General features: G+C 65.5%; 23 protein-coding genes and 2 tRNA genes. 21 read left to right on the top strand and 4 right to left on the bottom strand.

The window, feature by feature from the left end; translation table 11 throughout:
* Positions 1-218: 218 nt before the first annotated feature.
* Entirely contained in the window at positions 219-929 is a 711-nt protein-coding gene (gene ompA, locus I7X39_RS05480; RefSeq protein WP_198109974.1) for an outer membrane protein OmpA, read from the top strand.
* Between the two features lie 104 nt (positions 930-1,033).
* On the opposite strand, the gene efp is transcribed toward ompA, so the two are convergent.
* Positions 1,034-1,588 carry an elongation factor P gene (gene efp, locus I7X39_RS05475; protein WP_198109973.1) on the bottom strand — a complete coding sequence of 185 codons (555 nt, stop codon included), beginning with the start codon at positions 1,586-1,588 and terminating at the stop codon, positions 1,034-1,036.
* Positions 1,589-1,698: 110 nt separating this feature from the next.
* A complete protein-coding gene (gene earP, locus I7X39_RS05470) occupies positions 1,699-2,748 on the bottom strand; it encodes an elongation factor P maturation arginine rhamnosyltransferase EarP (protein ID WP_198109972.1) in 1,050 nt (349 codons plus the stop codon).
* 37 nt (positions 2,749-2,785) lie between these two features.
* Here earP and uvrC point away from each other — a divergent pair, with 37 nt between their 5' ends.
* The 7 genes from uvrC (at position 2,786) to I7X39_RS05435 (ending at position 8,484) form a co-directional block, all read left to right on the top strand.
* The gene (gene uvrC, locus I7X39_RS05465) at positions 2,786-4,801 is read left to right on the top strand and encodes an excinuclease ABC subunit UvrC (protein WP_232351742.1); all 2,016 of its coding nucleotides are present in this window, start codon (positions 2,786-2,788) and stop codon (positions 4,799-4,801) included.
* 160 nt (positions 4,802-4,961) lie between these two features.
* Positions 4,962-5,306 carry a hypothetical protein gene (locus tag I7X39_RS05460; RefSeq protein WP_232351741.1) on the top strand — a complete coding sequence of 115 codons (345 nt, stop codon included), beginning with the start codon at positions 4,962-4,964 and terminating at the stop codon, positions 5,304-5,306.
* A gap of 30 nt (positions 5,307-5,336) precedes the next feature.
* A complete protein-coding gene (gene pgsA / locus I7X39_RS05455) occupies positions 5,337-5,903 on the top strand; it encodes a CDP-diacylglycerol--glycerol-3-phosphate 3-phosphatidyltransferase (protein WP_198109971.1) in 567 nt (188 codons plus the stop codon).
* An 88-nt stretch (positions 5,904-5,991) separates the two neighbouring features.
* Positions 5,992-6,264 (top strand): HU family DNA-binding protein, encoded by a 273-nt coding sequence (locus I7X39_RS05450; protein ID WP_198109970.1) that lies wholly within the window; start codon positions 5,992-5,994, stop codon positions 6,262-6,264.
* Positions 6,265-6,279: 15 nt separating this feature from the next.
* Positions 6,280-6,355 (top strand) — tRNA-Val (locus I7X39_RS05445).
* A gap of 125 nt (positions 6,356-6,480) precedes the next feature.
* Complete coding sequence (locus tag I7X39_RS05440) at positions 6,481-8,379, top strand: SurA N-terminal domain-containing protein (protein ID WP_198109969.1); 1,899 nt, start codon at positions 6,481-6,483, stop codon at positions 8,377-8,379.
* Positions 8,380-8,408: 29 nt separating this feature from the next.
* Positions 8,409-8,484 (top strand) — tRNA-His (locus I7X39_RS05435).
* A 63-nt stretch (positions 8,485-8,547) separates the two neighbouring features.
* Here the strand turns inward: I7X39_RS05435 and I7X39_RS05430 are convergent.
* Positions 8,548-9,243 (bottom strand): LuxR C-terminal-related transcriptional regulator, encoded by a 696-nt coding sequence (locus tag I7X39_RS05430; RefSeq protein WP_198109968.1) that lies wholly within the window; start codon positions 9,241-9,243, stop codon positions 8,548-8,550.
* 97 nt (positions 9,244-9,340) lie between these two features.
* On the opposite strand from I7X39_RS05430, the gene surE reads away from it, so the two are divergent.
* The 9 genes from surE (at position 9,341) to I7X39_RS05385 (ending at position 19,862) form a co-directional block, all read left to right on the top strand.
* Positions 9,341-10,099: a 5'/3'-nucleotidase SurE gene (surE, locus tag I7X39_RS05425; protein ID WP_198109967.1), complete on the top strand. Its 759-nt coding sequence runs from the start codon at positions 9,341-9,343 to the stop codon at positions 10,097-10,099.
* Positions 10,100-10,119: 20 nt separating this feature from the next.
* Positions 10,120-10,887 carry a protein-L-isoaspartate O-methyltransferase family protein gene (locus I7X39_RS05420; protein ID WP_310739873.1) on the top strand — a complete coding sequence of 256 codons (768 nt, stop codon included), beginning with the start codon at positions 10,120-10,122 and terminating at the stop codon, positions 10,885-10,887.
* A 62-nt stretch (positions 10,888-10,949) separates the two neighbouring features.
* Positions 10,950-11,885 carry a peptidoglycan DD-metalloendopeptidase family protein gene (locus I7X39_RS05415; protein WP_198110235.1) on the top strand — a complete coding sequence of 312 codons (936 nt, stop codon included), beginning with the start codon at positions 10,950-10,952 and terminating at the stop codon, positions 11,883-11,885.
* A gap of 36 nt (positions 11,886-11,921) precedes the next feature.
* A complete protein-coding gene (locus I7X39_RS05410) occupies positions 11,922-12,848 on the top strand; it encodes a sigma-70 family RNA polymerase sigma factor (RefSeq protein WP_198109965.1) in 927 nt (308 codons plus the stop codon).
* 53 nt (positions 12,849-12,901) lie between these two features.
* Complete coding sequence (gene rlmD / locus I7X39_RS05405; protein ID WP_198109964.1) at positions 12,902-14,257, top strand: 23S rRNA (uracil(1939)-C(5))-methyltransferase RlmD; 1,356 nt, start codon at positions 12,902-12,904, stop codon at positions 14,255-14,257.
* Positions 14,258-14,458: 201 nt separating this feature from the next.
* Positions 14,459-15,622, top strand: a complete 1,164-nt coding sequence (gene carA / locus I7X39_RS05400) for a glutamine-hydrolyzing carbamoyl-phosphate synthase small subunit (RefSeq protein ID WP_198109963.1) — start codon at positions 14,459-14,461, stop codon at positions 15,620-15,622.
* A 5-nt stretch (positions 15,623-15,627) separates the two neighbouring features.
* A complete protein-coding gene (carB, locus tag I7X39_RS05395) occupies positions 15,628-18,894 on the top strand; it encodes a carbamoyl-phosphate synthase large subunit (RefSeq protein ID WP_198109962.1) in 3,267 nt (1,088 codons plus the stop codon).
* A gap of 73 nt (positions 18,895-18,967) precedes the next feature.
* On the top strand, positions 18,968-19,444 hold the full coding sequence (greA, locus tag I7X39_RS05390; protein ID WP_198109961.1) for a transcription elongation factor GreA: 477 nt from the start codon (positions 18,968-18,970) through the stop codon (positions 19,442-19,444).
* A 22-nt stretch (positions 19,445-19,466) separates the two neighbouring features.
* The gene (locus tag I7X39_RS05385; RefSeq protein WP_198109960.1) at positions 19,467-19,862 is read left to right on the top strand and encodes a DUF4149 domain-containing protein; all 396 of its coding nucleotides are present in this window, start codon (positions 19,467-19,469) and stop codon (positions 19,860-19,862) included.
* Between the two features lie 9 nt (positions 19,863-19,871).
* Here the strand turns inward: I7X39_RS05385 and I7X39_RS05380 are convergent, their stop codons facing one another.
* Positions 19,872-20,336, bottom strand: coding sequence for a YhbY family RNA-binding protein (locus I7X39_RS05380; protein WP_198109959.1), 465 nt, complete (start codon positions 20,334-20,336; stop codon positions 19,872-19,874).
* 20 nt (positions 20,337-20,356) lie between these two features.
* On the opposite strand from I7X39_RS05380, the gene I7X39_RS05375 reads away from it, so the two are divergent.
* From I7X39_RS05375 to glmM, 4 genes are all read left to right on the top strand, one after another.
* Positions 20,357-21,037, top strand: coding sequence for an RlmE family RNA methyltransferase (locus I7X39_RS05375; protein WP_198109958.1), 681 nt, complete (start codon positions 20,357-20,359; stop codon positions 21,035-21,037).
* An 86-nt stretch (positions 21,038-21,123) separates the two neighbouring features.
* A complete protein-coding gene (gene ftsH / locus I7X39_RS05370; protein WP_198109957.1) occupies positions 21,124-23,031 on the top strand; it encodes an ATP-dependent zinc metalloprotease FtsH in 1,908 nt (635 codons plus the stop codon).
* Positions 23,032-23,100: 69 nt separating this feature from the next.
* Positions 23,101-23,946 (top strand): dihydropteroate synthase, encoded by an 846-nt coding sequence (folP, locus tag I7X39_RS05365; RefSeq protein WP_198109956.1) that lies wholly within the window; start codon positions 23,101-23,103, stop codon positions 23,944-23,946.
* 22 nt (positions 23,947-23,968) lie between these two features.
* Positions 23,969-25,297, top strand: coding sequence for a phosphoglucosamine mutase (gene glmM / locus I7X39_RS05360; protein ID WP_198109955.1), 1,329 nt, complete (start codon positions 23,969-23,971; stop codon positions 25,295-25,297).

The following is a 25,297-nucleotide window of genomic DNA, read 5'->3' as shown; positions in this document are numbered from 1 at the left end:
GGAGGCAAAAGAGCCGGCGATTCTAGGGTTGCGGGCTTGTCTCTCATGTGCAACAGCGTCACATGGCTGCGGGACCCACCCGCACAATGCTTCGCTGGAATAGCCGGGTGGCAGAATGGTTTTTGCAATTTGTGAATCCATCCATGCCGGCGGGCTCCCAATCCGCGGCTGACCTGACCAAGTTCGGGCTGATCGCCCCACCCTTGAGAGGAGAACGAATGAAGAAACTGACCCGCGTGGCCTCGCTTCTGGCCTTGGCCGCTTTTGCCCAGGCTGGCGCTCAGGCTCAAGTCAATGACAACTGGATGAGCGGCGATGGCAAGCTTGTCTGGCTCAACGGCACCAGCGAGCATTGCTGGCGCAACAACTTCTGGACGCCGGCCACGGCGGCCAAGAAGGTTGAGAACCTGAAGGGTCTGAAGGCATTCCCGAACCAGGATTGCGATGGCGCCCTGCAGCCGCCGCCGGCCCCGCCGGCTCCGCCGCCCGCGCCGGCCATGCCCGCTGCCCAGCCGCCCGCACCAGCTCCGGTGGCGCCGCCGGCTCCGCCCAAGCCCATCGTCGAGAAGGTGACCTACGCGGCCGACGCCTTCTTTGATGTGGACAAGTCGGTGCTCAAGCCCGAAGCCAAGGCCAAGCTGGACGATCTGGCTTCCAAGATGGGTGCCATCAACCTGGAGGTCATCATCGCCGTGGGTCACACCGACAGTGACGGCTCCGATGAGTACAACCAGAAGCTGTCGGTGCGCCGTGCCGAAGCCGTGAAGGCCTACTTGACCGGCAAGGGCATCGAGGCCAACCGCGTGTACACCGAGGGCAAGGGCGAGAAGAGCCCGGTGGCCGACAACAAGACCAAGGAAGGCAAGGCGAAGAACCGCCGCGTCGAGATCGAGGTCGTTGGTACGCGCACCGTGACCCCGAAGAAGTAAAGACCTGTGTTGACGGGAAAGGGGCCTTCGGGCCCCTTTTTTTGTGCTCCCGAAAGCAAACAAGGGCGCCGATGGCGCCCTTGTTCGTGGGGGTCAGAGGCGGCTCAGACGCGCTTCTTGTACTCGTGCGTGCGGGTGTCGATTTCAATCTTGTCGCCCGACTCCACAAACAGCGGCACCGAGATCTCGAAGCCGGTGCCGACGATGCGGGCGGGCTTCATGACCTTGCCCGAGGTGTCGCCCTTGACGGCCGGCTCGGTCTCGATTTCGCGCACGATGGTGGTCGGCAGTTCGACCGAGATGGCCTTGCCGTCGTAGAACACCACTTCCACTTCCATGCCGTCCTGCAGGTACTGCACGGTGTCGCCCATGTTCTCGGCTTCGACTTCGAACTGGTTGTACTCGCTGTCCATGAACACGTACATCGGATCGGCGAAGTAGGTGTAGGTGCAGTCCTTCTTGTCCAGAATGATCTGGTCCATCTTGTCGTCGGCCTTGAAGACCACCTCGGCGCCGGCGCCGTTCAGCAGGTTCTTCATCTTCATGCGCACCGTGGCGGCACCGCGGCCGCCGCGGCTGTATTCGGTTTTCAGCACGACCATCGGGTCCTTGCCTTGCATGATGACGTTGCCGGCACGGATTTCTTGGGCGAGTTTCATGGTGGGATCTTCAGCGGTTGAGGCGGGCGCGCGCCGCAGGCGCGTTCCATTCGCGGGTGGCGCGCCCATAAGGTCCGCTCAGGGCGACAGCGGGCGCAAAGCCCTCAATTCTAACCCGGCGCGGCACGGCTTCCGGGGGAGGCTGTCTCGGCAAAGGCGAGCAATTGGTCGCACAAGTCGGTTTGTCGGCTGAGTTCAGTGCGCCAGCTTCGAGCTTCCTCATTCCACGCCTGCAGGTCTGAAGGGATGTCCAGCTCAGCCACGGGTCCAAGGTCGTTCCAAGCCTGCCAGAGCAGCCGTACAGGGCTCGTGCGGTCGGGCCAGCGGATGTCCAGGTAGGCCTGCAGCTTGGCGGCGTGGGCGTCATCGTCCTGGCGGTAGATGTGCCAGAGCATGGGCTTGCCGGCCCATTGGGCGCGCACGAAGGAATCCTCGCCGCGCACCACATTGACGTCGCAGCTCCACAGCAAGCGGTCGTAAGTGGCCTGGTCCAGCCAGGGCAGGTGTCGTATGCGCAGCTGCCCGCGGGCTTCCAGTCCCTCGGCACAGGTCCCCATGCCAATCAGCAGCGTCGGCTCGGCCGACAAGCGATCCAGCAGGGCCTGGCGAGGCGCATGCAGGTAGCAGAACAGGCTGACGAGCCGTTCGCCGCTTCTTGGCTGCAGCCCCAACTCCGTCAGAAAGGCTGCACGGTCATGCTCCGCTTGCGCCTGTGCCAGCTCCTTCTCGCGCAGCAGGCCCCCGCTGCCCGGCACGAAGCCGGGGTACCAGAAGGTCTTGCTCAGGCCCCTGGCGGGACCGCTCATCACCGGCGATGGCAAGCGATGTGAGCGCAGGGTGTAGGGCTCCGCGCTGAGGTATTCGAGGTTCAGCCACAGCGGTGGCGTGCGCGCCAGGCGGGCCTGCACGGGCTCGGGCAATGCGCAGCCAAAGGTCTCGATGACCACATCGCCCACGGCTGCAACGGGCCATTCCGACTCCGGCCAGGCATGGATGGTGATGCATTTGCTCGGAACGGGGGCCATCCAGGCCAGGGCGCGGGCATCGTCGACCCAAAGACGAACCTGCTGCCCCCGCTCGACCAGGTTGCGGGCCAGTCGCAGCGTGACGCCCAGATCACCGTGGTTGTCGATGACGCGGCAGAAGAGATCCCAAAGCATGCGCCATTGTCATGAGGCCAGCTCGCAAAATGCGGCCATGTCTAGCAAACCCATGGAGCCGGTCGCGGCAGATCCCCAGGACCTTGGGGCGCAGGCCTTGCAGACCTGGGATGCCGAGCGGCTCAGTGCCGAGCAACGTGAATCGGCCGAGTCCGCGGCCTTGGTGGCTGCTGCGCAGCCGTTGCGAGAACGCCTGTTGGCCGAGGTGGCGGCCTTGCCCGCGCTGCCGGGTGTGTACCGCTTTTTGGACGCGCGCGGGCAGGTGCTCTACGTGGGCAAGGCCAAGCTGCTCAAGCGCAGAGTCAGCAGCTACTTCCAGCGTGATCACCAGGGCACCCGCATCGGCCTGATGGTGGCGCGGATTGCCAAGCTCGAAACCACCGTGGTGCGGACGGAGGCCGAGGCGCTGCTGCTTGAGAACACGCTCATCAAGTCGCTCAACCCGCGCTTCAACATCCTGTTCCGAGACGACAAGAGCTATCCCTACCTGCGGTTCACGGCGCATGAATTCGCGCGCGTCAGCTACTACCGCGGCTCGGTGGATCGGCGCGGCCAGTATTTCGGCCCCTACCCGAACGGGCTGGCCGTGCGGCAAACCATCGAGCTGGTGCAGCGGGTGTTTCGCTTGCGAACCTGCGAGGACGCCGTGTTCAACCACCGCTCGCGCCCCTGCCTGCTGCATCAGATCAAGCGGTGCACGGCGCCCTGCGTCGGTCTGATCGATGCCGAGAACTACCGCCGGGATGTCGAGCGTGCCGCGACCTTTCTGCGCGGCGGTGCCGAGGAAGTGATGGGGGAGCTGCAGCGCCGCATGGCTGCACACGCCGAGGCGCTGGAGTACGAGCGTGCGGCGGAACTGCGCGACCAGATTGCTTCGCTGGCCCAGGTGCTGCAGCAGCAGGCGGTGGAGGCCAGCAGTGCCTCGGGCAGCGAGCGAGATGTCGACATCGTGGCTGTGCGGGTGCGTGGCGGGCGCGCTTGCGTCAACCTGGCCATGGTGCGGGGTGGCCGTCACCTGGGGGATCGAAGCCATTTCCCCGCCCAGGTCGAAGAGGGAACGCGCGTCAGCACGGAAGAAGAAGGCGATCAGGTCAAAGGGGAGGCGCAGCTGGTTCTGGAGGCCTTCCTGTCTCAGCATTACCTGGGCGCCCAGGTGCCGCCGCTGGTGCTGGTCAATGAGACCGTGGACCCGGCCTTGGCGGAGGCGCTCGGCCAACAGGCCGGGCACCGCGTCGTGCTGCAGGACCAGCCGCGCGGCCCGCGTCGCATCTGGCTGGACATGTGCATTCAAGGTGCCGAGCTGGCGCTGCAGCGCCTGCTTGCTGAGGAAGGTTCCCAGCAGGCGCGCACCCGTGCGCTGGCCGAGGTGCTGGGTCTTGATCAGGGCGACCTGGCCGCGCTGCGCATCGAGTGCTTTGACATCAGCCACACCGCAGGCGAGGCGACGGTCGCCTCCTGTGTGGTGTTCGAACAGCACGCCATGCAGTCTTCGCAGTACCGGCGCTACAACATCGCCGGCATTCAGGGGGGCGACGACTACGCGGCCATGCGCCAGGTGCTGATGCGGCGCTACGAACGAATGGGCCAGGGTGAGGGCGAGGTGCGCTGGCCCGATGTCGTCTTGATCGACGGCGGCAAAGGCCAAGTCAAGATTGCGCGCGAAGTGTTCGAGGCGCTGGGCATTGACCTTGGGCGCATCGTGGGTGTGGAAAAGGGCGAAGGCCGCAAGGTGGGTCTGGAGGAATTGGTCTTTGCCGATGGCCGCGCCAAGCTGAGCTTGCCGCCGCATTCGGCCGCCCTGATGCTGGTGGCGGAGATTCGCGATGAAGCCCATCGGTTTGCCATCACCGGCATGCGGGCGCGGCGCGCCAGTACGCGCCTGCGCAGTTCGCGCCTGGAAGACATTGCGGGAGTGGGGCCGCGCAAACGCACCGCGCTGCTGCAGCGGTTTGGCGGCCTGCGAGGCGTGGAGGCCGCCAGCGTCGAAGAGCTGGCCAGTGTGAAAGGCATCTCACGTGAACTCGCCCAAGAGATCTACCGGGCTTTCCGTTGAACGCTGGGGGCGCCGGGCGGTGCTGCTCACCCTGGCGGCGTGTGGGGGCACGCGCCAGAAAGGCCCTGAGCCGGCGGCCGCGGGCCACGGCGCGCCGCCAACGCCTTCCGCAGCCCCGCCCCAACCGGCAGCTTCCGCGCTCACCGTCAGCCCAGCCCCCGTGCTGCCGCCCCCCGTGCCGGCGCGCAGCTGGGCCGAGTTGAAGCGGCAAGTCGCCGAGCGCTTGCTGCTCGCCAATCCGAGCGGCGTGTACCGGAGCAAGGCACCGCCGGTGCTGCTGGCGGTGCCGGTGCTGCAGATCGAGCTGCAGGCCAATGGACACATCAAGCGCATCAGCGTGCTGCGCGAGCCGCGCCAAGCGAAGGACACGATCGAGCTAGCGCGTCACGCCTTGATGCGCGCGGCGCCCTTTGGTGACATGCGCCACCTGCCGGGCCCCTGGGTCTTCACCGAAACCTTTTTGTTCGACGATGAGCGCCGCTTCAAGCCGCGCAGCCTCGATTGAGGCGCCAGGGCGCTGGCGCACAATCCTCCGATGTTCTTCACCATCCCCACCTTGCTGACCTGGGCGCGCATCGTCGCCATTCCGCTGATCGTTGGGGTGTTTCATCTTCCCCTGGACGCGCCGACCCGCAACCTGATCGCTACCGTGCTCTTCGTGACGGTGGCGTTGACCGACTGGCTCGACGGCTACCTGGCACGTCGGCTGAATCAGACCTCTTCGTTCGGGGCTTTCCTGGACCCGGTGGCCGACAAGTTTCTGGTCTGCGCCTCGCTGCTGGTGTTGCTCGAATTGCAGCGGGTCAGCGCCTTGTTTGCGCTGGTCATCATCGGTCGCGAGATCGCGATCTCGGCACTGCGGGAATGGATGGCACAGATCGGTGCGGCCAAGAGCGTGGCAGTGCACATGGTGGGCAAGCTGAAAACCACCGCCCAGATGGTGGCCATCCCGTTCCTGCTGTTCGATGGGCGGCTCTTTGGGCTCGTCGACACCCGGCTCTGGGGCCAGTGGCTGCTGGCCGTGGCGGTGGTGCTGACGGTGTGGTCGATGGTGTATTACCTGCAGAAGGCGTTGCCGGAAATTCGAGCTCGCGTCGAGTGAGCGGCCTGCGCCTAGAATCCGCGCCCCGCACGCTGCTCAGGCCGTGCGCATCCAACGATTCAAGACACTGCCTATAAGGGACCTTCGCGTGAACAAGTCGGAAATGATCGAACACATTGCCAAGCAGGCGGATCTGTCCAAGGCGGCGGCCCAGCGTGCGCTGGAGGCCATGATTGGCGGCATCAAGACCACGCTAAAGAAGAATGGCACCGTGTCGCTGCTGGGCTTTGGCAGCTTCAGCGTTACCAAGCGCGCGGCGCGTACGGGCCGCAATCCGCGCACCGGCGATGCCATCAAGATCAAGTCCAGCAAGACGCCTAAGTTCCGTCCGGGCAAGGCGCTCAAGGACGCGATCAAGTAAGGAGTTCGACCCGTCGGGTGCTTAGCTCAGTTGGTAGAGCGGCTCCCTTACACGGAGTAGGTCGGCGGTTCGAGCCCGTCAGCACCCACCACCGACGGCATCGGTCGTCCAGCAGTCAGGCCGCGCTCCCTACAATGGCCGCCCCTGTTGGAGTCAAGGCGAACCTCGGTTCGCCTTTTGTTCGTTTGCGGGCTGTTGGCCCCCTGAGGAAGCTGGATGTTTGACTTTGTACGAACCCACAGCCGCTGGTTGCAGCTGATCCTGCTGGTACTGATCTTGCCCTCCTTCGTGGCGCTCGGCGTACAGGGCTATTCGAGCTTCTCGGATGGCGTGGGGCTGAAAGTGGCAACGGTCGACGGCCACAAGATCACGCAGGGCGACTGGGACAACGCGGCACGTGAGCAGGCGGAGCGCATGCGGCGCGAGAACCCGCAGATGGACCCCAAGCTGCTGGACAGCCCGGAGGCCCGGCAGCAGGCGCTGGAAGGGCTCGTCAGCCGCCGCGCGCTGGAGACCGCGGTGCAGAAGCAGCAATTGATGGCTGCCGACGGTCGGGTGGCCTCGGTGTTTCGACGCTCGCCGACCTACGCCTTCTTGCGCACGCCGGAAGGGCAGCCCAACAAGGCCTTGCTCGCCGCGCAGGGCATGAGCTCGGAAGGGTTTGCGGAGCGGCTGCGGCAGGACCTCGGTCTTCAGCAAGTCCTCGCTCCGGCCGACATGCTGCCGCGCTCCCTCAAGCTGGGCGGCAAGCTGGCATTTGATGCGCTGCTCCAGCAGCGTGACATCAGCGTCAAGCGCCTGGAGGCTCAGGCCTACCGGGACCAGGTCCAACTCGGCGATGCCGACGTCGCGACCTACTACCAATTGCCCGCCACGCAGAAGCGCTGGATGCAACCCGAACGCGCGCAGATCGAATACCTGGTGCTCGATGCCGAGGCCCTGAAGCAGCGTGTGCAGGTCAACGAGGGCGAGCTGAAGACGTATTACGAGCAGAACCGCAAGCGCTTCAGCACCCCGGAAGAACGACAAGTCAGCCACATCCTGATCAAGCTCGACGCGGGTGCCAAGGCAGAGCAGGAGGCCGCTGCGCGTGCGCAGCTCGAGGCCCTGCAAGCCCTGCTGCGTAGCGATCCCAAGCAGTTTGCGGCCCTGGCTCGCAAGCATTCGCAGGACGAGATTTCCGCGGCGTCCGGCGGCGAGTTGGACTTCATTGGCCGGGACTTCAACGTGAAGGCCATCGCGGATGCGGCGTTTGCACTTGGCAAGGGAGAGATCAGCCCCATCGTGCGCAGCGAGTTCGGCCTGCATCTGGTGACCGTCAGCGACATCCGCGGCGGGGATGTGCGCAGCTTCGAGGATGTGCGCGCCGAGCTGGAGACGGAGCAGCGCAGCGAACTGGCCAAGAAGGAGTTCCAGACGCTCTCCGAGCAGTTCAGCAACGCGGTCTACGAGCAGGCGGATGCACTGCAGCCCGTGGCGGAGAAGTTCCAGCTTGAGCTGCGCAAAGCCGAGCTGGGGCGCGTTCCCGCCGCGGGTGCGCAGGGCCCGCTGGCTTCGCCCAAGTTGATCGAAGCTGTCTTCGCTCCGGAATCTCTGAAGACCAAGCGCAACACGGAAGCCGTGGAAACCGGCGTTCAGCAGCTGGTTTCGGCGCGCGTGCTGAAGCACGTGCCGGCTGCGGCGCCCGCGCTCGATGAGGTGAAGGAAGCGGTGCGCGAACAGCTGTTGATGGAGCGCGCCGCTGCGCTGGCCAAGAAGGCTGGGGAAGCGCTGTTGGCGCAGAAGGCGGAAGAGCTCAGCTATGACACCACGGTCACTGTCTCGCGCATGAACCCGCACGGTCTGCCGCGTGAGGCCCTGAACAAGATCCTGCTTGCGTCTGCGGGCAGTCTGGCCAAACCCTTTGGTGTGGACCTTGGCACGGGCGGGTACTTGCTGGTGCGTTTGAACGCTGTGAAGCCGCCGAGCGAGCAGGAGGTTCCGGCCAAGCAGGCGGAGCAACAGTACGCGCAGGCGCTGGCCAATGCCGAAGGGCTTGCTTATCTGGAAGCGTTGAAGGCGGGGTACAAGGCAAAAATCTTGGCCTCACCAGCGAAAGCGGCTTCCAGTCCCTGATTCCTTGCTATACTGCTTGGCTTTCGACGGTGGCTGTAGCTCAGTTGGTAGAGTCCAGGATTGTGATTCCTGTCGTCGTGGGTTCGAGTCCCATCAGCCACCCCAAGATCCAAGAAGAACGGGCGCCTCTGGCGCCCGTTTTTTATTTCGCGATCCGTTTGCGGCGGGTTAGGTTTTGGCGTCGGCGCGGCTGCTGAGGCTGAGCTTGCGATAGATGGCCTTGATGTGGTCGTTCACGGTGAACCACTTCACACCCATGAGGTTGGCAATCTCTTTGACGGTGAAGCCCTTGCTCAGATAGGTCAGCACCTCGTTTTCGCGCGCGCTCAGACGGTTGGCGTCATCTGCGGGATCGAGCGGCGTGGGGCGGGACGCAGAAGAGAAGCTGCCGAAGCCGCTGTTCAAGCCCATTGGGCCGCTGTCGCCACTGGAGCCGGGGCGGAAATGCCCTAGCAAGCGCCGAGCGATGGCGGGAGACAAGGGCGGCTGGCCGCGCACGATGCGCTGCAACTCTTCCACCAGCACCTCGAAGCGATCTTCCTTCAGCAGGTAGCCGCCAGCGCCCAATTGGAGCGCCGGGAAGAGATGCTCGTCGTCTGAGTAGAGCGTGCTGACGATCTTCAAGCCGGGCGCCCGGTTGAGCTCCTGCAGCAATTCCATGCCGCTGCCATCCGGCAACTCAAGGTCGATCAGATAGAGCCGGAAGGGGTTTCCCGCCCGCGCCAGCTGGATCTCGCGCCGAGCTGATTCCAGATCGGAGCTTTCAACGATTTCAAGATCGTCACTGAAGCTCTCGCGAACCACCTTGCACAAAAAGCTCCGCGCGACCGAGTTGTCTTCGAGGATGAGTACTTTGACGGCCATGGGTGGGTGCGGGGTGGGCTGGTGATGCTACCCGGAGGTGTTGGGCTCCTTCCCCCCCAAGCGCGGGGCAATCGCCGGGCATTTCTAGAATGGCCGGATGCGCATCCTTATCGCGAACGACGACGGCTACCTTGCCCCCGGGCTGGCCGCCTTGGTGCAGGCTTGTCAGGGCCTGGGTGAAATCGAGGTGATCGCCCCGGAACAGAACGCCAGCGGAACCTCCAATTCACTGTCCCTGCATCGCCCCTTGTCGGTGCACCGCGGCATGAACGGCTTCCGCTTCGTCAATGGCACGCCGGTTGACTGCGTGCACTTGGCGTTGACGACTCTGCTCGACGCGTGGCGACCGGACTTGGTGCTGTCAGGCATCAACAACGGCGCCAATATGGCTGACGACACCATCTACTCCGGCACCGTGGCGGCGGCTACCGAGGGCTATCTGTTTGGTATCCCGGCGATTGCCTTCTCGCAGGTCGAGCGCGACTGGGCGCACCTGGATGCCGCGGCGCGAGCGGCGCGAGCGGTGGTGGAAGAGGTGCTTCGCCAGCCGCTGGGCGACCCCTTCCTGCTCAACGTGAATATCCCGAACCGCAGCGATGCCGACACGCTCCCCAGGCGCATCACGCGGCTTGGCAAGCGGCATGCCAATTCCGGCGCCCATTGCCAGGTCAACCCGCGCGGGGAGGCGATGTACTGGATCGGCCCGCCGGGCGAGGTGCGTGAAGGGGGGGAGGGCACGGATTTCCATGCGGTGCAGAACGGTGCGATTTCCATCACGCCCCTGCAAGTGGACCTGACGCACCACCAGCGGCTCGCGTACTGGCAGGGGCGCCTGGCGTCTGTGGCGCCTCGATGAGCAGGCGGGCGCCCGGCGGCGTGCTGCGCCCGCAGCGCCTGTTGCATGAGGCCACGCGCGACAGCGCCCGTTTGCGCCCCCCAAGCGGCATCGGCCTGGACTCCCCCGGCGTGCGGATGCGCATGGTGGAGCGCCTGCGCCAGCTGAAGCTGGCAGACGACTTTGTGCTCAGTGCGTTTGAGCGCGTGCCACGCCACCGATTCGTGGATTCGGCATTCGTGCCTCAGGCCTATGAGGACACCAGCCTGCCGATCGGTCACGGCCAGACGATTTCGAAGCCTTCGGTGGTGGCCCGCATGCTGCAGTTGCTGGCGGAGGCTCCGGGCCGTCTTCGCGGCGGTGCAGAGGTGCGCCTGGGCCGTGTGCTGGAAATCGGTACGGGCTGTGGCTATCAGGCGGCGTTGCTGGCCTTGTTGTCAGAGCGCCTGACCTCGGTGGAGCGGATTGCCGCGTTGCATCACGGTGCTCAAGCGCGCCTCAGTGCCCTGAAATCGGAGTTGCCGCTGTGCTCCTTTCAGCTGCTGTTGGCCGATGGCAGCCTGGGTCGCCTGGGCGTCGGCCCCTATGACGCCATCATCGCGGCGGCGGGTGGTGAGGCGATCCCCGAGGCTTGGCTCCAGCACCTGGCGCCGGGCGGCCGCTTGGTGGCGCCGGTCGCACGGGGGGCGGGTGGCCAGCGTCTGATGGTGGTCGACCGGGTGCGCGGCGCTGAAGGGCCGCAGGAATGGCGGCTGACCGAGTGCGAGGGCGTTTCCTTCGTCCCTCTAAAATCTGGCGTTCTGGTCTGACGCTCGAATCCGCAGCGTTCCCTCCGCCGCTCCGGCACCTTTTGCGAAGTCTCACCGTTTGCATGATCTTGGTCTCCCTGCCTTGCCGTGTGCAAGTCCTGCGCCTCACTTCGCTTGCTGCCGTCCTTCTGCTCACTGCCTGCGCGGCACCGAAGCCGCATCGCGCCCCGGTTGAAGACCGCACCGTAGCGCCGGCTGATGGCCAGTCGACGAGTGCCCACACCGCAGAGCCGCGTGCTTCGGCAAGCGCTGAGCCGGCGCGACCGGGCACTTATGTGGTCAAGCAGGGCGACACCCTGCTGCGGATTGCCCTGGATCACGGATTGAGCTGGCGCGACCTGGCGCGCTGGAACGCGCTGGACAACCCCAACCTGATCGAGGTGGGGCAGGTGCTCCGGACGGTGCCACCGCAGGCCGTTGCAACGGCGGCAGCGCCGGCGGACGGCTTGTCCAGCCGGCCGGTTGCCTCCGCGGTCAAGCTCGAGACCAAGCCGCTGGATGCCCGCGGCGCGGACGGCAAGCCAAGCACGCTGCCTCTGCCCGCGGCGGGCGCCGCCAGTGCCGTGGTGCCCGCGCCTGCGCCTGTGCCGGTGGTGCCGCCGGCCACTGCCGCTTCGGCCAATGGGGAAGGCGAGATCGGCTGGGCCTGGCCCTCGCCGGGGGCCCTGATCGCCAGCTTTGACGAGCAGCGCAACAAGGGTATCGGCATCGGCGGCAAGGCGGGGGATGCCGTATTGGCGGCGGCCGATGGCCGCGTGATGTACGCCGGCTCCGGCCTGCGTGGCTACGGCAACATGGTCATCATCAAGCACAACGAAACCTATCTGAGTGCGTACGCGCACAACCAGACGGTGTTGGTGAAGGAAGACCAATTGGTGCGCAAGGGGCAGCGCATTGCCGAGATGGGCAGTTCGGATGCCGATCAGGTCAAGCTGCACTTTGAAATTCGCCGCAAGGGCAAGCCGGTGGACCCGGCAAAATTGCTGCCGCCGCGCTGATTTCCAGCCCTCGCGCGGCGGGGCCTTGGAGGTTCCATGCCGGCGCGCCGACCGCGAACGAACGAAGCCGATGCCGAGGCGGGTGAGGGGTTCGGTGCGTCGGACGATGCGCGAGAGAGTGGCGGCAATGCCCTGCAGATCTATCTGCGTGAGATCCGCCGCACGCGGCTCCTGAGTGCGGAAGAGGAGTACGCCACGGCAGTGCGGGCCCGTGCCGGCGACTTCGCCGCGCGGCAGGCGATGGTGGAACACAACCTGCGCCTGGTGGTGTCCATCGCCAAGCATCACCTCGGACGCGGCCTGCCCCTGGGCGATCTGATCGAGGAAGGCAACCTCGGCCTGATCCATGCCATCGAAAAGTTCGAGCCGGAGCGGGGCTTTCGGTTCTCGACCTATGCGAGTTGGTGGATTCGGCAGGCCATTGACCGCGCCTTGATGCACCAGACCCGGTTGGTGCGCCTGCCCGTGCATGTCGTGCGCGAACTAAGCGCCCTGCTGCGTGCGCGGCGCACCATCGAGGCCTTGCCGGGCGTGCAGGACGGCAAGGCTCGCGTGGAGGACCTGGCGCAGCTGCTGCGCCGCCCCATCGCCGAGGTGCAGGCTTTGCTGGCCCATCTGGAGCTTCCCGCCTCACTCGATGCGCCGCTGGACCGCGAGGGCGAGGCGCATGAGTCCATGGTGGACCATGTGGGCGACGCCAGCCACCTCGACCCTCTGCAGGTGCGCTTGCTCCAGGAGGTCGAGCAATTGCTGGCCCAGGGCCTGGGCGAGCTGACGGAGCGCGAGCGCGAGGTGCTGGAGGCTCGTTTTGGCCTGTTTGCGCGCGAACCCGAGACCCTGGATGCCGTGGCCGGGAGGTTGCACCTGACCCGCGAGCGCATCCGGCAGATCCAGGTGGAGGCGCTGGGCAAGCTCAAGCGCAGCCTCATCCGCCAGGGCGTGCAGCCGGACGCTCTCTTTTAGCGATGCCACACGCTCCTGGCCGGGCCATTGCGCCCGGTCCGGATAATTGCCGGATGAGCAATCAAGACGAGTGGCTGAAAGTCGAATCGCTGGATCTGGAGGCACAGGGCGTGGCCCGGCGTGCCGACGGCAAGGTGGTATTCATCGAAGGCGCCTTGCCGGGTGAGACGGTGCGTGCGGTGGTCGGGCGGCGCAAGAACAACTGGGAGCAGGGCGTCATCAGCGCCCTGCGGCGTGAAAGCCCGCAGCGGGTGCGGCCGGCCTGTCCGCATTTCGGTTTGCATGCCGGAGCCTGTGGCGGCTGCAAGATGCAGCACTTCCACCCGGCGGCGCAGATCGCAGTGAAGCAGCGTGTCCTGGAAGACAACCTGGCGCACCTCGCCAAGGTGCGGGCCGAGCGGGTGCTGCGCCCGATTGAGGGGCAGGCCTGGGGCTACCGCCGAAGAGCCCGCCTGTCGGTGCGCTATGTGGCGAAGAAGGGCACCGTGCTGGTGGGCTTTCACGAGCGCAAGAGCCGCTATGTGGCGGACATGCAGGTGTGTCCGGTTCTGCCCCCGGAGGTCAGCGCTCTGCTGATGCCGCTGCGCGCGCTCATTCAGTCGATGGACGCGTGCGAGCGACTGCCTCAGATCGAATTGGCGATGGGGGACAGCGTGATCGCCCTGGTGCTGCGGCATCTGGAGCCCTTGAGCGCAAGCGACCAGCAGGCCTTGCGCCAGTTCGCGGCGCAGCATGGCGTGCAATGGTGGCTGCAGCCCAAGGGGCCGGACAGCGTGCATCTGCTGGACGAAGCCGTGGCGCCACTGAGCTATCGCCTGCCCGAGTTCGGCGTCGAGATGCCCTTCAAGCCGACCGATTTCACGCAGGTGAACCACGACATCAACCGGGTGCTGGTGCATCGGGCCCTTGGCCTGCTGGAGGTGCAGCCCGAGGAGCGGGTGATCGACTGGTTCTGCGGCTTGGGCAATTTCACTCTGCCGCTGGCGCGCCAGGCGCGCGAGGTGCTGGGCATCGAGGGCAGTGAGGCGTTGGTGGCCCGGTCGCGCGAAAACGCGCGGCACAACGGCCTGGCGGGCAAGACCCGTTTCGAGGCGCGCAATCTCTTTGAGCTGGCGCCTGCCGATCTCGCGGCCTATGGCTCTGCGGCCCGATGGCTGGTGGACCCGCCGCGCGAAGGTGCCTTCGCGCTGGCCAAGGCAGTTGCCGATGCCGTGCAAGACCCCGCCACTGCCCCTGGCTGGAGCCCGCCGCGACGCATCGTCTACGTGAGCTGCAATCCGGCTACCTTGGCGCGGGATGCGGGCGTGCTGGTGCACCTGGCGGGGTACCGCTGCAGCGCAGCCGGCGTGGTGAACATGTTCCCGCACACCGCCCACGTTGAAAGCATCGCGGTTTTTGATCGGGACTGACCATGGGAAAGGCTGGGCTGACTGCCCGGCCAGTTCAACGCCGGATTCGTGCTTCCCGACGCCTGAGGCTGGCGATCTCCGGGCTATACTCCTCAGGTTTACCCTAAAACAGCGCGCCTCGAACCCAGACCCCCTCGATCTCCGCATTCAGGCCGCTACATCCAGGGCAGGCGGGGCGCGCTCAAAGAAGGAGCTGCGCTTTTGCTTTCGCCGACCACCCCTCCCGCCGCCAGCTGTCTGCTGGTCCTTGCCGACGGTTCGCGTTTTCTCGGCCACTCGATCGGAGCCCAGGGCTCATCGGTGGGCGAGTTGGTCTTCAACACCGCGCTGACTGGGTACCAGGAAATCCTGACCGATCCCAGCTACTGCCGCCAGATCGTCACGCTGACCTACCCGCACATCGGCAACTATGGGGTGAACGAGGCCGATGGGGAAAGTGACCGGGTGCACGCTGCCGGCTTGGTGGTGCGACAGGTGCCCGCCGCAGCGTCCAACTTCCGCAGCCAGCAAAGGCTGCAGGACTACCTCAGCGCCAATGGCTGCGTCGGTATTGCCGGCATCGACACCCGCAGGCTGACGCGCATCCTGCGCTCGACGGGCGCCCAGAACGGCTGTCTCTGGGCCCTGGCGCCGGGTGAAGCGGTCACGGAAGCGCATTGGGAGCAGGCCTTGGGGCGCGCGCGCGGAGCCGTAAGCATGGCTGGGCAGGATCTGGCCAAGGTCGTGAGCCGCAGCGCAGAGGAAGTCTGGACTGAGGGCGAATGGAGCCTGGAGGGTGGCTTTGAAAAACCGGCCCGTTCGCGCTTCCACGTCGTGGCGTACGACTTCGGCGTCAAGCGCAACATCCTGCGCATGCTGGCCTCGCGCGGCTGTCGCGTGACGGTGGTGCCCGCGCAGACCCCCGCCAGCCGCGTGTTCGATCTCGAACCGGACGGCGTGTTCCTCTCCAACGGCCCTGGCGACCCCGAGCCCTGCGACTACGCAATCGAGGCCACGCGCACGCTGGTGGAGACCGGGCTGCCGACCTTCGGCATCTGCCTTGGCCACCAGATCCTGGCGCTGGCCAGCGGCGCCAAGACCTTCAAGATGAAGTTCGGCCACCATGGCGCCAACCATCCGGTCAAGGACCTGGACACCGGCCGCGTTTCCATCACCAGCCAGAACCACGGCTTCGCGGTCGACGCACAGACCCTGCCGCCGAATCTGCGCGCCACCCACATCAGCCTGTTCGACGGCAGCCTGCAAGGCATCGCCCGCACCGACAAGCCCGCCTTCAGTTTCCAGGGGCACCCCGAAGCCAGTCCAGGGCCGCATGACATCGGCACCCTGTTCGACCGCTTTGTCTCCCTGATGGCCAAGGAATAAGAAGAATGCCCAAGCGTACCGACCTCAAGAGCATCCTCATCATCGGCGCCGGCCCCATCGTCATCGGTCAGGCTTGCGAATTCGATTACTCCGGCGCCCAGGCCTGCAAGGCTTTGCGCGAAGAGGGCTACCGCGTCATCCTGGTCAACAGCAATCCGGCGACCATCATGACCGACCCGGAGATGGCCGATGCGACCTACATTGAGCCCATCACCTGGCAAGTGGTCGAGAAGATCATCGCCAAGGAGCGGCCTGACGCCGTGCTGCCCACCATGGGGGGGCAGACGGCGCTGAATTGCGCGCTCGACCTGCACCACCATGGCGTGCTGGCGAAGTACGGCGTCGAGATGATCGGTGCCAACGAACACGCGATCGAAAAGGCCGAGGACCGCCAGAAGTTCAAGGATGCGATGACCAAGATCGGCCTTGGCTCGGCTAAGTCTGGCATCGCCCACTCGATGGAAGAGGCCTGGGCCGTGCAGCGCCGCATCCAGCACGAGATCGGCGGTTCCGGCTTCCCGATGGTCATCCGCCCCAGCTTCACGCTGGGCGGCAGTGGCGGTGGCATTGCCTACAACCCCGAGGAGTTCGAGGAGATCTGCAAGCGCGGTCTGGACCTGTCGCCGACCAAGGAATTGCTGATCGAGGAGAGCCTTCTCGGCTGGAAGGAGTACGAGATGGAGGTCGTGCGCGATCGCGCCGACAACTGCATCATCGTCTGCTCGATCGAGAACCTCGATCCGATGGGCATCCACACCGGCGACTCGATCACCGTTGCTCCGGCGCAGACCCTGAGCGACCGCGAGTACCAGATGCTGCGCAACGCATCGATCGCCATCCTGCGCGAGATCGGCGTGGACACCGGTGGCTCGAATGTGCAGTTCTCGATCAACCCGGCCAATGGCCGCATGATCGTCATCGAGATGAACCCACGCGTCTCGCGCAGCTCGGCGCTGGCGTCCAAGGCCACGGGCTTCCCGATCGCCAAGATCGCCGCCAAGCTTTCCGTCGGCTACACGCTGGACGAGCTGAAGAACGACATCACGGGCGGCGCCACGCCCGCCTCGTTCGAGCCCTCGATCGACTACGTCGTCACCAAGATTCCGCGCTTCGCTTTCGAGAAGTTCCCGATGGCCGACCAGCGCCTGACCACGCAGATGAAGTCGGTCGGCGAGGTGATGGCGATGGGCCGCAGCTTCCAGGAAAGCTTCCAAAAGGCTTTGCGCGGCCTGGAGACGGGCATCGACGGCCTGACTCCGCGCAGCACCGATCGCGAGGAGATCACCGAGCAGATCGGCGAGGCCAAGCCGGATCGCATCCTTTACCTGGCGGATGCCTTCCGCGTGGGCATGCCGTTCGATGAAATCCAGCGCGAGACCTCGATCGATCCCTGGTTCCTGCGGGAGATCGAGGAGATCGTGCGTGCCGAGCAGGCGCTGAGTGGCCGCAACCTGGCATCGCTGGATGCCGCCACGCTGCGCGCCTACAAGCAGATGGGGTTCTCGGACCGCCGCCTGGCGACGCTGCTGGGCACGAACCAGCACGAGCTGCGCGCGCGTCGCCATGAGCTGGGCATCCGACCGGTCTACAAGCGCGTGGACACCTGTGCGGCCGAGTTCGCCACCCAGACGGCTTACCTGTACTCGACCTACGACGAGGAGTGCGAAGCCGAGCCGACCGACAAGAAGAAGATCATGGTGCTGGGCGGTGGCCCGAACCGCATCGGCCAGGGCATCGAATTCGACTACTGCTGCGTGCACGCGGCGATGGCGATGCGCGAGGATGGCTATGAAACCATCATGGTCAATTGCAATCCCGAGACCGTCTCGACCGACTACGACACCAGCGACCGCCTCTACTTCGAGCCGGTGACGCTCGAAGACGTGCTGGAGATCGTCGCGAAGGAAAAGCCGGTGGGCGTGATCGTGCAGTACGGCGGTCAAACCCCGCTGAAGCTGGCACTGGACCTGGAGCGTGCGGGCGTGCCCATCATCGGCACCACGCCGGATTCGATCGATGTCGCCGAGGACCGCGAGCGCTTCCAGAAGCTGCTGCATGAACTGGACCTCAAGCAGCCGCCTAACCGCACTGCACGCACCGAAGAGGCTGCGATCGCGCTGGCCAACGAGATCGGCTATCCGCTGGTGGTGCGCCCGAGCTATGTGCTGGGCGGCCGTGCGATGGAGATCGTGCACGGCGACAAGGATCTGGAGCGCTACATGCGCGAGGCGGTCCGTGTTTCCGACAAGTCACCGGTACTGCTGGACCGCTTCCTGGAGGATGCGGTCGAGGTCGATGTCGACTGCATCAGCGACGGTGAGGACGTGCTGATTGGCGGCATCATGGAGCACATCGAGGCCGCCGGCATCCACAGTGGTGACTCCGCCTGCTCGCTGCCGCCTTACACGCTGGCGGAGGATGTTAAAGACGAGCTGCGCCGGCAGACCGCGGCGATGGCCAAGGCGCTCAAGGTCGTCGGCCTGATGAATGTGCAGTTCGCCATCCAGGGCGACGTGGCGCGCGGCCTGTCCGCCTGCACCGTCTATGTGTTGGAAGTGAACCCGCGTGCCTCGCGCACTGTGCCTTTCGTGTCCAAGGCAACCGGCCAGCAGCTGGCCAAGATCGCCGCGCGCTGCATGGCCGGCGTCAAGCTGAAGGACCAGAAGGGCTTGGGCGGCACCGCGCCGCGCGAGATCACGCCGCCTTACTACAGCGTCAAGGAAGCGGTCTTCCCCTTCAACAAGTTCCCCGGCGTGGACCCCATCCTGAGCCCCGAGATGCGCTCGACCGGCGAAGTGATGGGCGCGGCCAAGACCTTTGGCGAGGCGATGCTGAAGAGCCAGATCGGTGCTGGCTCGCGCCTGCCACGCTCGGGCAATGTTCTTATCACGGTGAAGAACAGCGACAAGGCGCGCGCCGTGGCCCTGGCCAAGGATCTGCACGAGCTGGGGTTCGGCGTCATCGCGACCCGCGGCACCGCGGCGGCCATCGAAGCCATCGGCGTGCCCGTGCGCATGATGAACAAGATCAAGGAGGGCCGCCCCAACATCGCCGACGCGATCAAGGGCGGGGACATCCAGCTGGTCTTCACCACCGTGGACGAGACCCGCACCGCGATTGCCGACAGCCGCTACATCCGCCAGGCCGCGCTGGCCAACCGCGTGACCTACTACACCACCATGGCAGGCTGCGAGGCGGCAGTTGAAGGCATGAAGCATCAGGAAGGCTTGTTGGTGCGTTCCCTGCAGGAGCTGCACGCCGAGCTCGCCTAAAATTTGAGCCTGTCCATCGCCGCCGCTCCTGGCTTGCCGGGTGCGGCGGCTTGCTTTTGACCCGAGAACAACCATGGCCACCATTCCCCTGACCAAGCGCGGCGCCGAGCTGCTTCGCGAAGAGTTGCACCGCCTCAAGACCGTGGAACGCCACGCCGTGATTCAGGCCATCGCCGAGGCGCGCGCCCAGGGTGATCTGAGCGAGAACGCCGAATACGACGCGGCTAAGGACAAGCAAGGCTTCATCGAGGGCCGCATCCAGGAGCTCGAAGGCAAGCTTGCGGCCGCCAAAGTCATTGACCCGGCGGAGCTTGATGCCGGCGGCAAGGTGGTGTTCGGCGCCACCGTGCTGCTGTCGGACGAGAGCAGCGGCAACGAGGTGACCTACCAGATCGTGGGTGACGACGAGGCCGATCTGAAGACCGGACGCATCTCCATCAGCTCGCCCATCGCGCGGGCCTTGATCGGCAAGGAAGCCGGTGATGTGGCCAGCTATCAGGCGCCGGGCGGCGAGCGCAGCTACGAGATCGTCGAGGTGCGCTACGTCTAAGGCGTTGCGGGCGCGCTCGCTGTTGGCAGCCCTTTGGGCTGGCCAGCTGCTGACGGTGGGGCTGCTTGCAGCTCCAAACGCCTTTGCCACGTTGGCGCGGCCCGAGGCCGGCGCCTATGTGGCGAGGCTGTTCCTACTCGATGCGCGCATCAGCCTGGTCCTAGGCGTGCTGCTGCTGCTGATCGAGCAGCGCTTGCAGCGCCAGGCGCACCATGAGCGCCTGCGCTTCAATGCGGCGCTGCTGCTGCCCTTACTGGCGGTCTTTCTGACCGTAGTGGGTTTCGACGTGCTGCAGCCCTTGATGCAGCAGGCCAAGGCAGAAGGCCAGGGCAGCTTCGTCTGGCTGCACGGCGTCAGCATGGCCGCCTTTGCGGCCAAGGGTGCAACCGTGCTGGTCCTGGCCTGGAAGACGCGTTGAGCCTGAGGCTCAGCCGCCCTTCTTGCTCTGCATGCGCGGCTTGGCACGCTTGACGATGCCGCCGGCCGTGACGCGTTCGTTGCCCATCACGCGCAGGCTCTTGACCTGGGGCCGTTGGAACTTGCCCTTCGAGGCCTTGACCACCTTGACGATCCGCGGCGCAGCCTTGGCCTTGTCGTCCGGCGCCTTGACTCTCTCAGGGATGGGGCGCCAGATAACGAACAGCTTGCCGATGTGCTGGACCGGCGCGGCATCGAGGGTCTCGCACAGCGTCACGAAGGCGCCCTCACGGGCTGCGCGGTCATCCATCATGGCGCGCACCTTGATCAAGCCATGGGCGTTGAGCGCGGCGTCGGCTTCCTTGGTGACCGCAGGAGTGAGGCCGTCGGCCCCGATCATCACCACCGGTTCCAGATGATGGGCCTGGGCGCGCAATTCGCGGCGCTGGGCGCTATTGAGTATCAAAGCAGTCATTCGCGGATTATCGTGGTGCGATGAAAGTTCAGACCAAAAGCAAGAAAGTCAACAAGGCCTGGCTCAATGACCATGTCACCGATCCCTATGTGCGCCTGGCGCAGAAAGAAGGCTACCGCTCGCGCGCGGCCTACAAGCTGAAGGAGATCGACGAGCAGCTGGGGCTGATCAAACCCGGCCAGTTGGTGGTGGATCTGGGCGCCGCACCGGGCGCCTGGAGCCAGTACCTGCGCCGGCGTTTCGCTCCCAAGGTGGCCGGGCAGGGCGGGGCCGCAGTGGGGGAGCTGAACGGCCGCATCGTGGCGCTGGACCTGCTCGACTTCGAGCCGGTCGAGGGCGTTCAGTTCATCCAGGGAGACTTCCGTGAGGAGGCCGTGGCGAACCAACTGGCGCAGGCCCTGGGCGGTGCCGCGGTGGACCTGGTGGTGTCCGACATGGCGCCCAACCTCTCGGGCGTGGAGAACGTCGATGCGGCGCGCATCGAGCACCTGATCGAGCTGGCTCTCGACTTCTGCAAGCAGCACCTCAAGACCGAGGGGGCCTTGGTGGCCAAGGTCTTCCATGGCAGTGGCTACAGCCAACTGGTCGAGCTGTTCCGGCAGAACTTTCAGGTCGTCAAGCCGATCAAGCCCAAGGCCAGCCGCGATCGGTCGGCAGAAACCTTTTTGGTGGGCATGCGCCTCAAGCGGGCGGCGCGCTGAGGACTTGAACTCCCTAGAATGGCCCCCACTTGCGCGCAGGTGCCACGCTCCGCATCGGGGCAAACCCGGCGCTTGGAAGGATTGAAGTGAACAACCCCTGGTTTTCGAAGATCGCCGTCTGGGCAGTGATCCTGCTGGTGCTCTTCACCGTCTTCAAGCAGTTCGATCGCGCCAATGCCCGCGGCGAGCAGATGCAGTACTCGGAATTCCTGGTCGAGGTCAATGCGGGCCGCATCGGTGCGGCCAAGTTGATCGAAGGCCCGGGTGGTGTCGAGATCATCGCCAAGACCAATGACGGGCGCGACATCCGGGTCCAGGGCGGCTTTTCCGACCGTGGCCTGACCGGCGACCTGATCCGCAACAACGTCAAGTTCAGCTTTGAAAAGCGCGAGGAGCAGGGCCTGCTGATGACCCTGCTGCTGAGTTGGGGGCCGATGCTGCTGCTGATCGGTGTGTGGATCTACTTCATGCGCCAGATGCAGGGCGGCGGCAAGGGCGGTGCCTTTAGCTTCGGCAAGAGCAAGGCGCGCATGCTGGACGAGAACAACAACTCGACCACCTTCGCTGATGTGGCGGGCTGCGACGAAGCCAAGGAGGAGGTCAAGGAACTGGTCGACTTCCTCAAGGACCCGCAGAAGTTCCAGAAGCTGGGTGGACGCATTCCGCGCGGCGTGCTGCTGGTCGGCCCTCCGGGCACGGGCAAGACCCTGCTGGCCAAGGCCATCGCGGGCGAAGCCAAGGTGCCATTCTTCACAATCTCGGGCTCCGACTTCGTCGAGATGTTCGTTGGTGTGGGCGCGGCGCGCGTGCGCGACATGTTCGAGCAAGCCAAGAAGAACGCACCGTGCATCATCTTCATCGATGAAATCGACGCCGTCGGTCGCCATCGTGGTGCCGGCCTGGGCGGCGGCAATGACGAGCGCGAGCAGACCCTGAACCAGATGCTGGTCGAGATGGATGGTTTCGAGACCAATCTCGGCGTCATCGTCATGGCTGCCACCAACCGTCCCGACATCCTGGATCCGGCCCTGCTGCGTCCGGGGCGCTTCGACCGCCAGGTCTACGTGACGCTGCCGGACATTCGCGGTCGCGAGCAGATCCTGAACGTCCACATGCGCAAGGTGCCGCTGGGTGGCGACGTGAAGGCCGAAATCATTGCGCGCGGCACCCCTGGCTTCTCTGGTGCGGACTTGGCCAACTTGGTCAATGAGGCGGCGCTGTTTGCCGCGCGTCGCAATGCCCGCATTGTGGAAATGATCGATTTCGAGCGCGCCAAGGACAAGATCCTGATGGGCGCCGAGCGCAAGTCCATGGTGATGGACGAGGAGGAGCGCAGGAACACCGCCTATCACGAGGCGGGCCATGCGCTGATCGGCAAGCTGCTGCCCAAGCTTGATCCGGTGCACAAGGTCACCATCATCCCGCGCGGTCGTGCGCTGGGTGTGACGGTGTCACTGCCTGAAAAGGACCGCTACAGCACCGACAAGATCCGCATGCTCTCAACGATTGCGATGCTGTTCGGCGGTCGTATCGCCGAAGAGGTCTTCATGAACCAGATGACCACCGGCGCCAGCAACGACTTCGAGCGGGCCACCTCCATCGCCCGCGACATGGTGATGCGCTATGGCATGACTGACAGCCTGGGTCCGATGGTCTACGCCGAGAACGAAGGGGAAGTGTTCCTGGGTCGCTCGGTGACGCAGACCAAGAACATCTCCGAAGAGACCATGCGCAAGGTGGACACCGAGGTGCGCAAGATCATCGACGAGCAGTACAGCCGTGCCCGTCAGTTGATCGAAGAGCATTCGGACAAGATGCACACGATGGCCAAGGCGCTGCTCGAGTGGGAAACCATCGATGGTGAGCAGGTCGAGGACATCATGCAGGGCCGTCCGCCGCGTCCGCCGAAGGAGTCCTCCGGTGGCACCGGCGGGACCGCGGGTGGTGATGGTGCCGCACCGCCGGTCACGGGCAGTGCCACGGCGACGGTCTGACCGCTCCGTGCATGAGCAAGGGCCCTGCGGGGCCCTTTGTTTTGCGCCATGCCCTTGCCCCTGGATTCCATGAACTGGCAAACCACCCGTTTCAACATCGACCTGACGCAAGCCCGGGTGATGGGCATCGTCAACCTGACGGCAGATTCGTTCTCGGACGGCGGCCAGTGGCTGGACAGCCGTGCGGCGCTGCGTCATGCCGAGCAACTGCTGCGGGAAGGAGCCGATCTGCTGGACCTGGGGGCGGAGTCCAGTCGCCCGGGAGCCCAACCGGTGCCGGCCGAACAGGAGTGGGGGCGACTGCAGCCGGTCCTGATGGAGCTGGCGCGCTGGGGGATGCCGCTGTCGGTCGATACCTGCAAGCCCGAGGTGATGCAGCGGGCGCTGGACGCGGGGGTCGATGTCATCAATGACATCCAGGCGCTGCAGCAAGAAGGCGCCGTCGAAGTGCTCGCGCGCTACCCGGCCGCCGGGGTCTGCCTGATGCACATGCGCGGGGAGCCCCGCACCATGCAGGCGCTCACCTCCTATGCCGACGTGGTGACGGAGGTGCGAGAGTTCCTGGGTGAGCGCATGCGTGTGCTGCGGGCGCATGGCCTGCAGCCCGCGCAAATTGCGCTCGATCCGGGCTTCGGCTTTGCGAAGACGCCAGAACAGAATCTGGAGCTGGGCCGCCGTTTGGTCGAGTTGCATGGGCTGGGAGCTCCTTTGCTGGTGGGCTGGTCCAGGAAATCGACGCTCGGCTGGCTGACGGGCCGCAGCGTGGAGCAGCGTCTGCCGGCCAGCCTGGCTGCACTGCTGGCCGCGGTGAGCCAAGGGGCCCGCATCGTGCGTGTGCACGACGTTGCCGCGACAGTCGACGCCCTGCGCACCTGGCAGGCCTTGCAGCCCCTGCACGGACAATCAATCCCATGAAATCCAACACAGGATCCACACAATGAGTCGTCAGTATTTCGGCACGGATGGCATTCGCGGCACCGTGGGCGTGGCCCCCATCACCGCTGACTTCGCCCTGCGCCTGGGCCAGGCCGTCGGTCAGGTGCTCAAGCGCAGCCAGGCGCGGCCGGCCGTGCTCATCGGCAAGGACACGCGCATCTCCGGCTACATGCTCGAGTCCGCGTTGGAAGCAGGCTTGGTGTCGGTGGGGGTGGACGTGCTGTTGACCGGCCCGCTGCCCACGCCAGGCGTGGCCTACCTGACGCGCGCCCTGCGCCAGGATCTGGGCGTGGTGATCAGCGCGTCACACAACCCTTTCGAGGACAACGGCATCAAGTTTTTCTCTGCCAAAGGCGAGAAGTTGCCGGATGCCTGGGAGCTGGAGGTCGAGGCAGCGTTGACGGAACCGCCGGCCTACGTCGACAGCCGGCACCTGGGCAAGGCGCGCAAGCTCGCCGATGCTCGAGGCCGCTATGTGGAGTTCTGCAAGTCCTGCTTCGGGGCAGATCTTTCGCTGCGCGGGCTCAAGATCGTCATCGATGCCGCCCACGGCGCGGCCTACCACGTTGCGCCCGATGTGCTGCATGAGCTCGGAGCCGAAGTCATCGCGATCGGCTGCAGTCCGGATGGCTACAACATCAACGCCGGGTTTGGCGCCACCGCGCCGCAAGCCTTGCAGCAGGCCGTGCACCAGCACGGTGCGCACTACGGCGTGGCCCTGGATGGAGATGCCGATCGCCTGCAATTGATCGATGCCAGCGGCCGGCTGTTCAATGGTGATGAGCTGCTGTATCTGATGGTGCGGGATCGCCTGCAGCAAGGCCTCCGGGTGCCCGGTGCCGTCGGCACCCTGATGACCAATATGGCGGTTGAAGTGGCCCTGCGGCGCTCGGGGGTCGACTTCGTGCGCGCCAAGGTGGGTGACCGCTATGTGCTGGAAGAGCTGAGCGCACGCGGGTGGGAACTGGGCGGTGAAGGCTCCGGGCATTTGCTGGCGCTGGACAAGCACACCACCGGCGATGGCATCGTCAGCGCGCTGCTCGTGCTGCAGTCCGTGGTGCGCTCGGGGCGCTCGGTGGCCGAGCAGCTCGGTGATGTGCAGCTCTTCCCGCAGACTCTCATCAATGTGCGGTTGCAGCCTGGCCAGGATTGGCGCGCCAATCCGGAGCTCGCTCAGGTGCAGGCCGAGGTGACGGCGGAGCTGGGAGAGCGCGGTCGCGTGCTGATTCGCCCCTCGGGCACCGAGCCCCTGGTGCGGGTGATGGTGGAAGCCGCTGACGCCGCGCTGGCCCAGCGATGCGCCGAGCGCCTCGCCGCCACGCTTCGCTGA

The organism is Inhella proteolytica (assembly GCF_016093275.1).
GTDB lineage: Bacteria > Pseudomonadota > Gammaproteobacteria > Burkholderiales > Burkholderiaceae_C > Inhella > Inhella proteolytica.
This window is presented reverse-complemented; position numbering and strand designations above follow the sequence as displayed.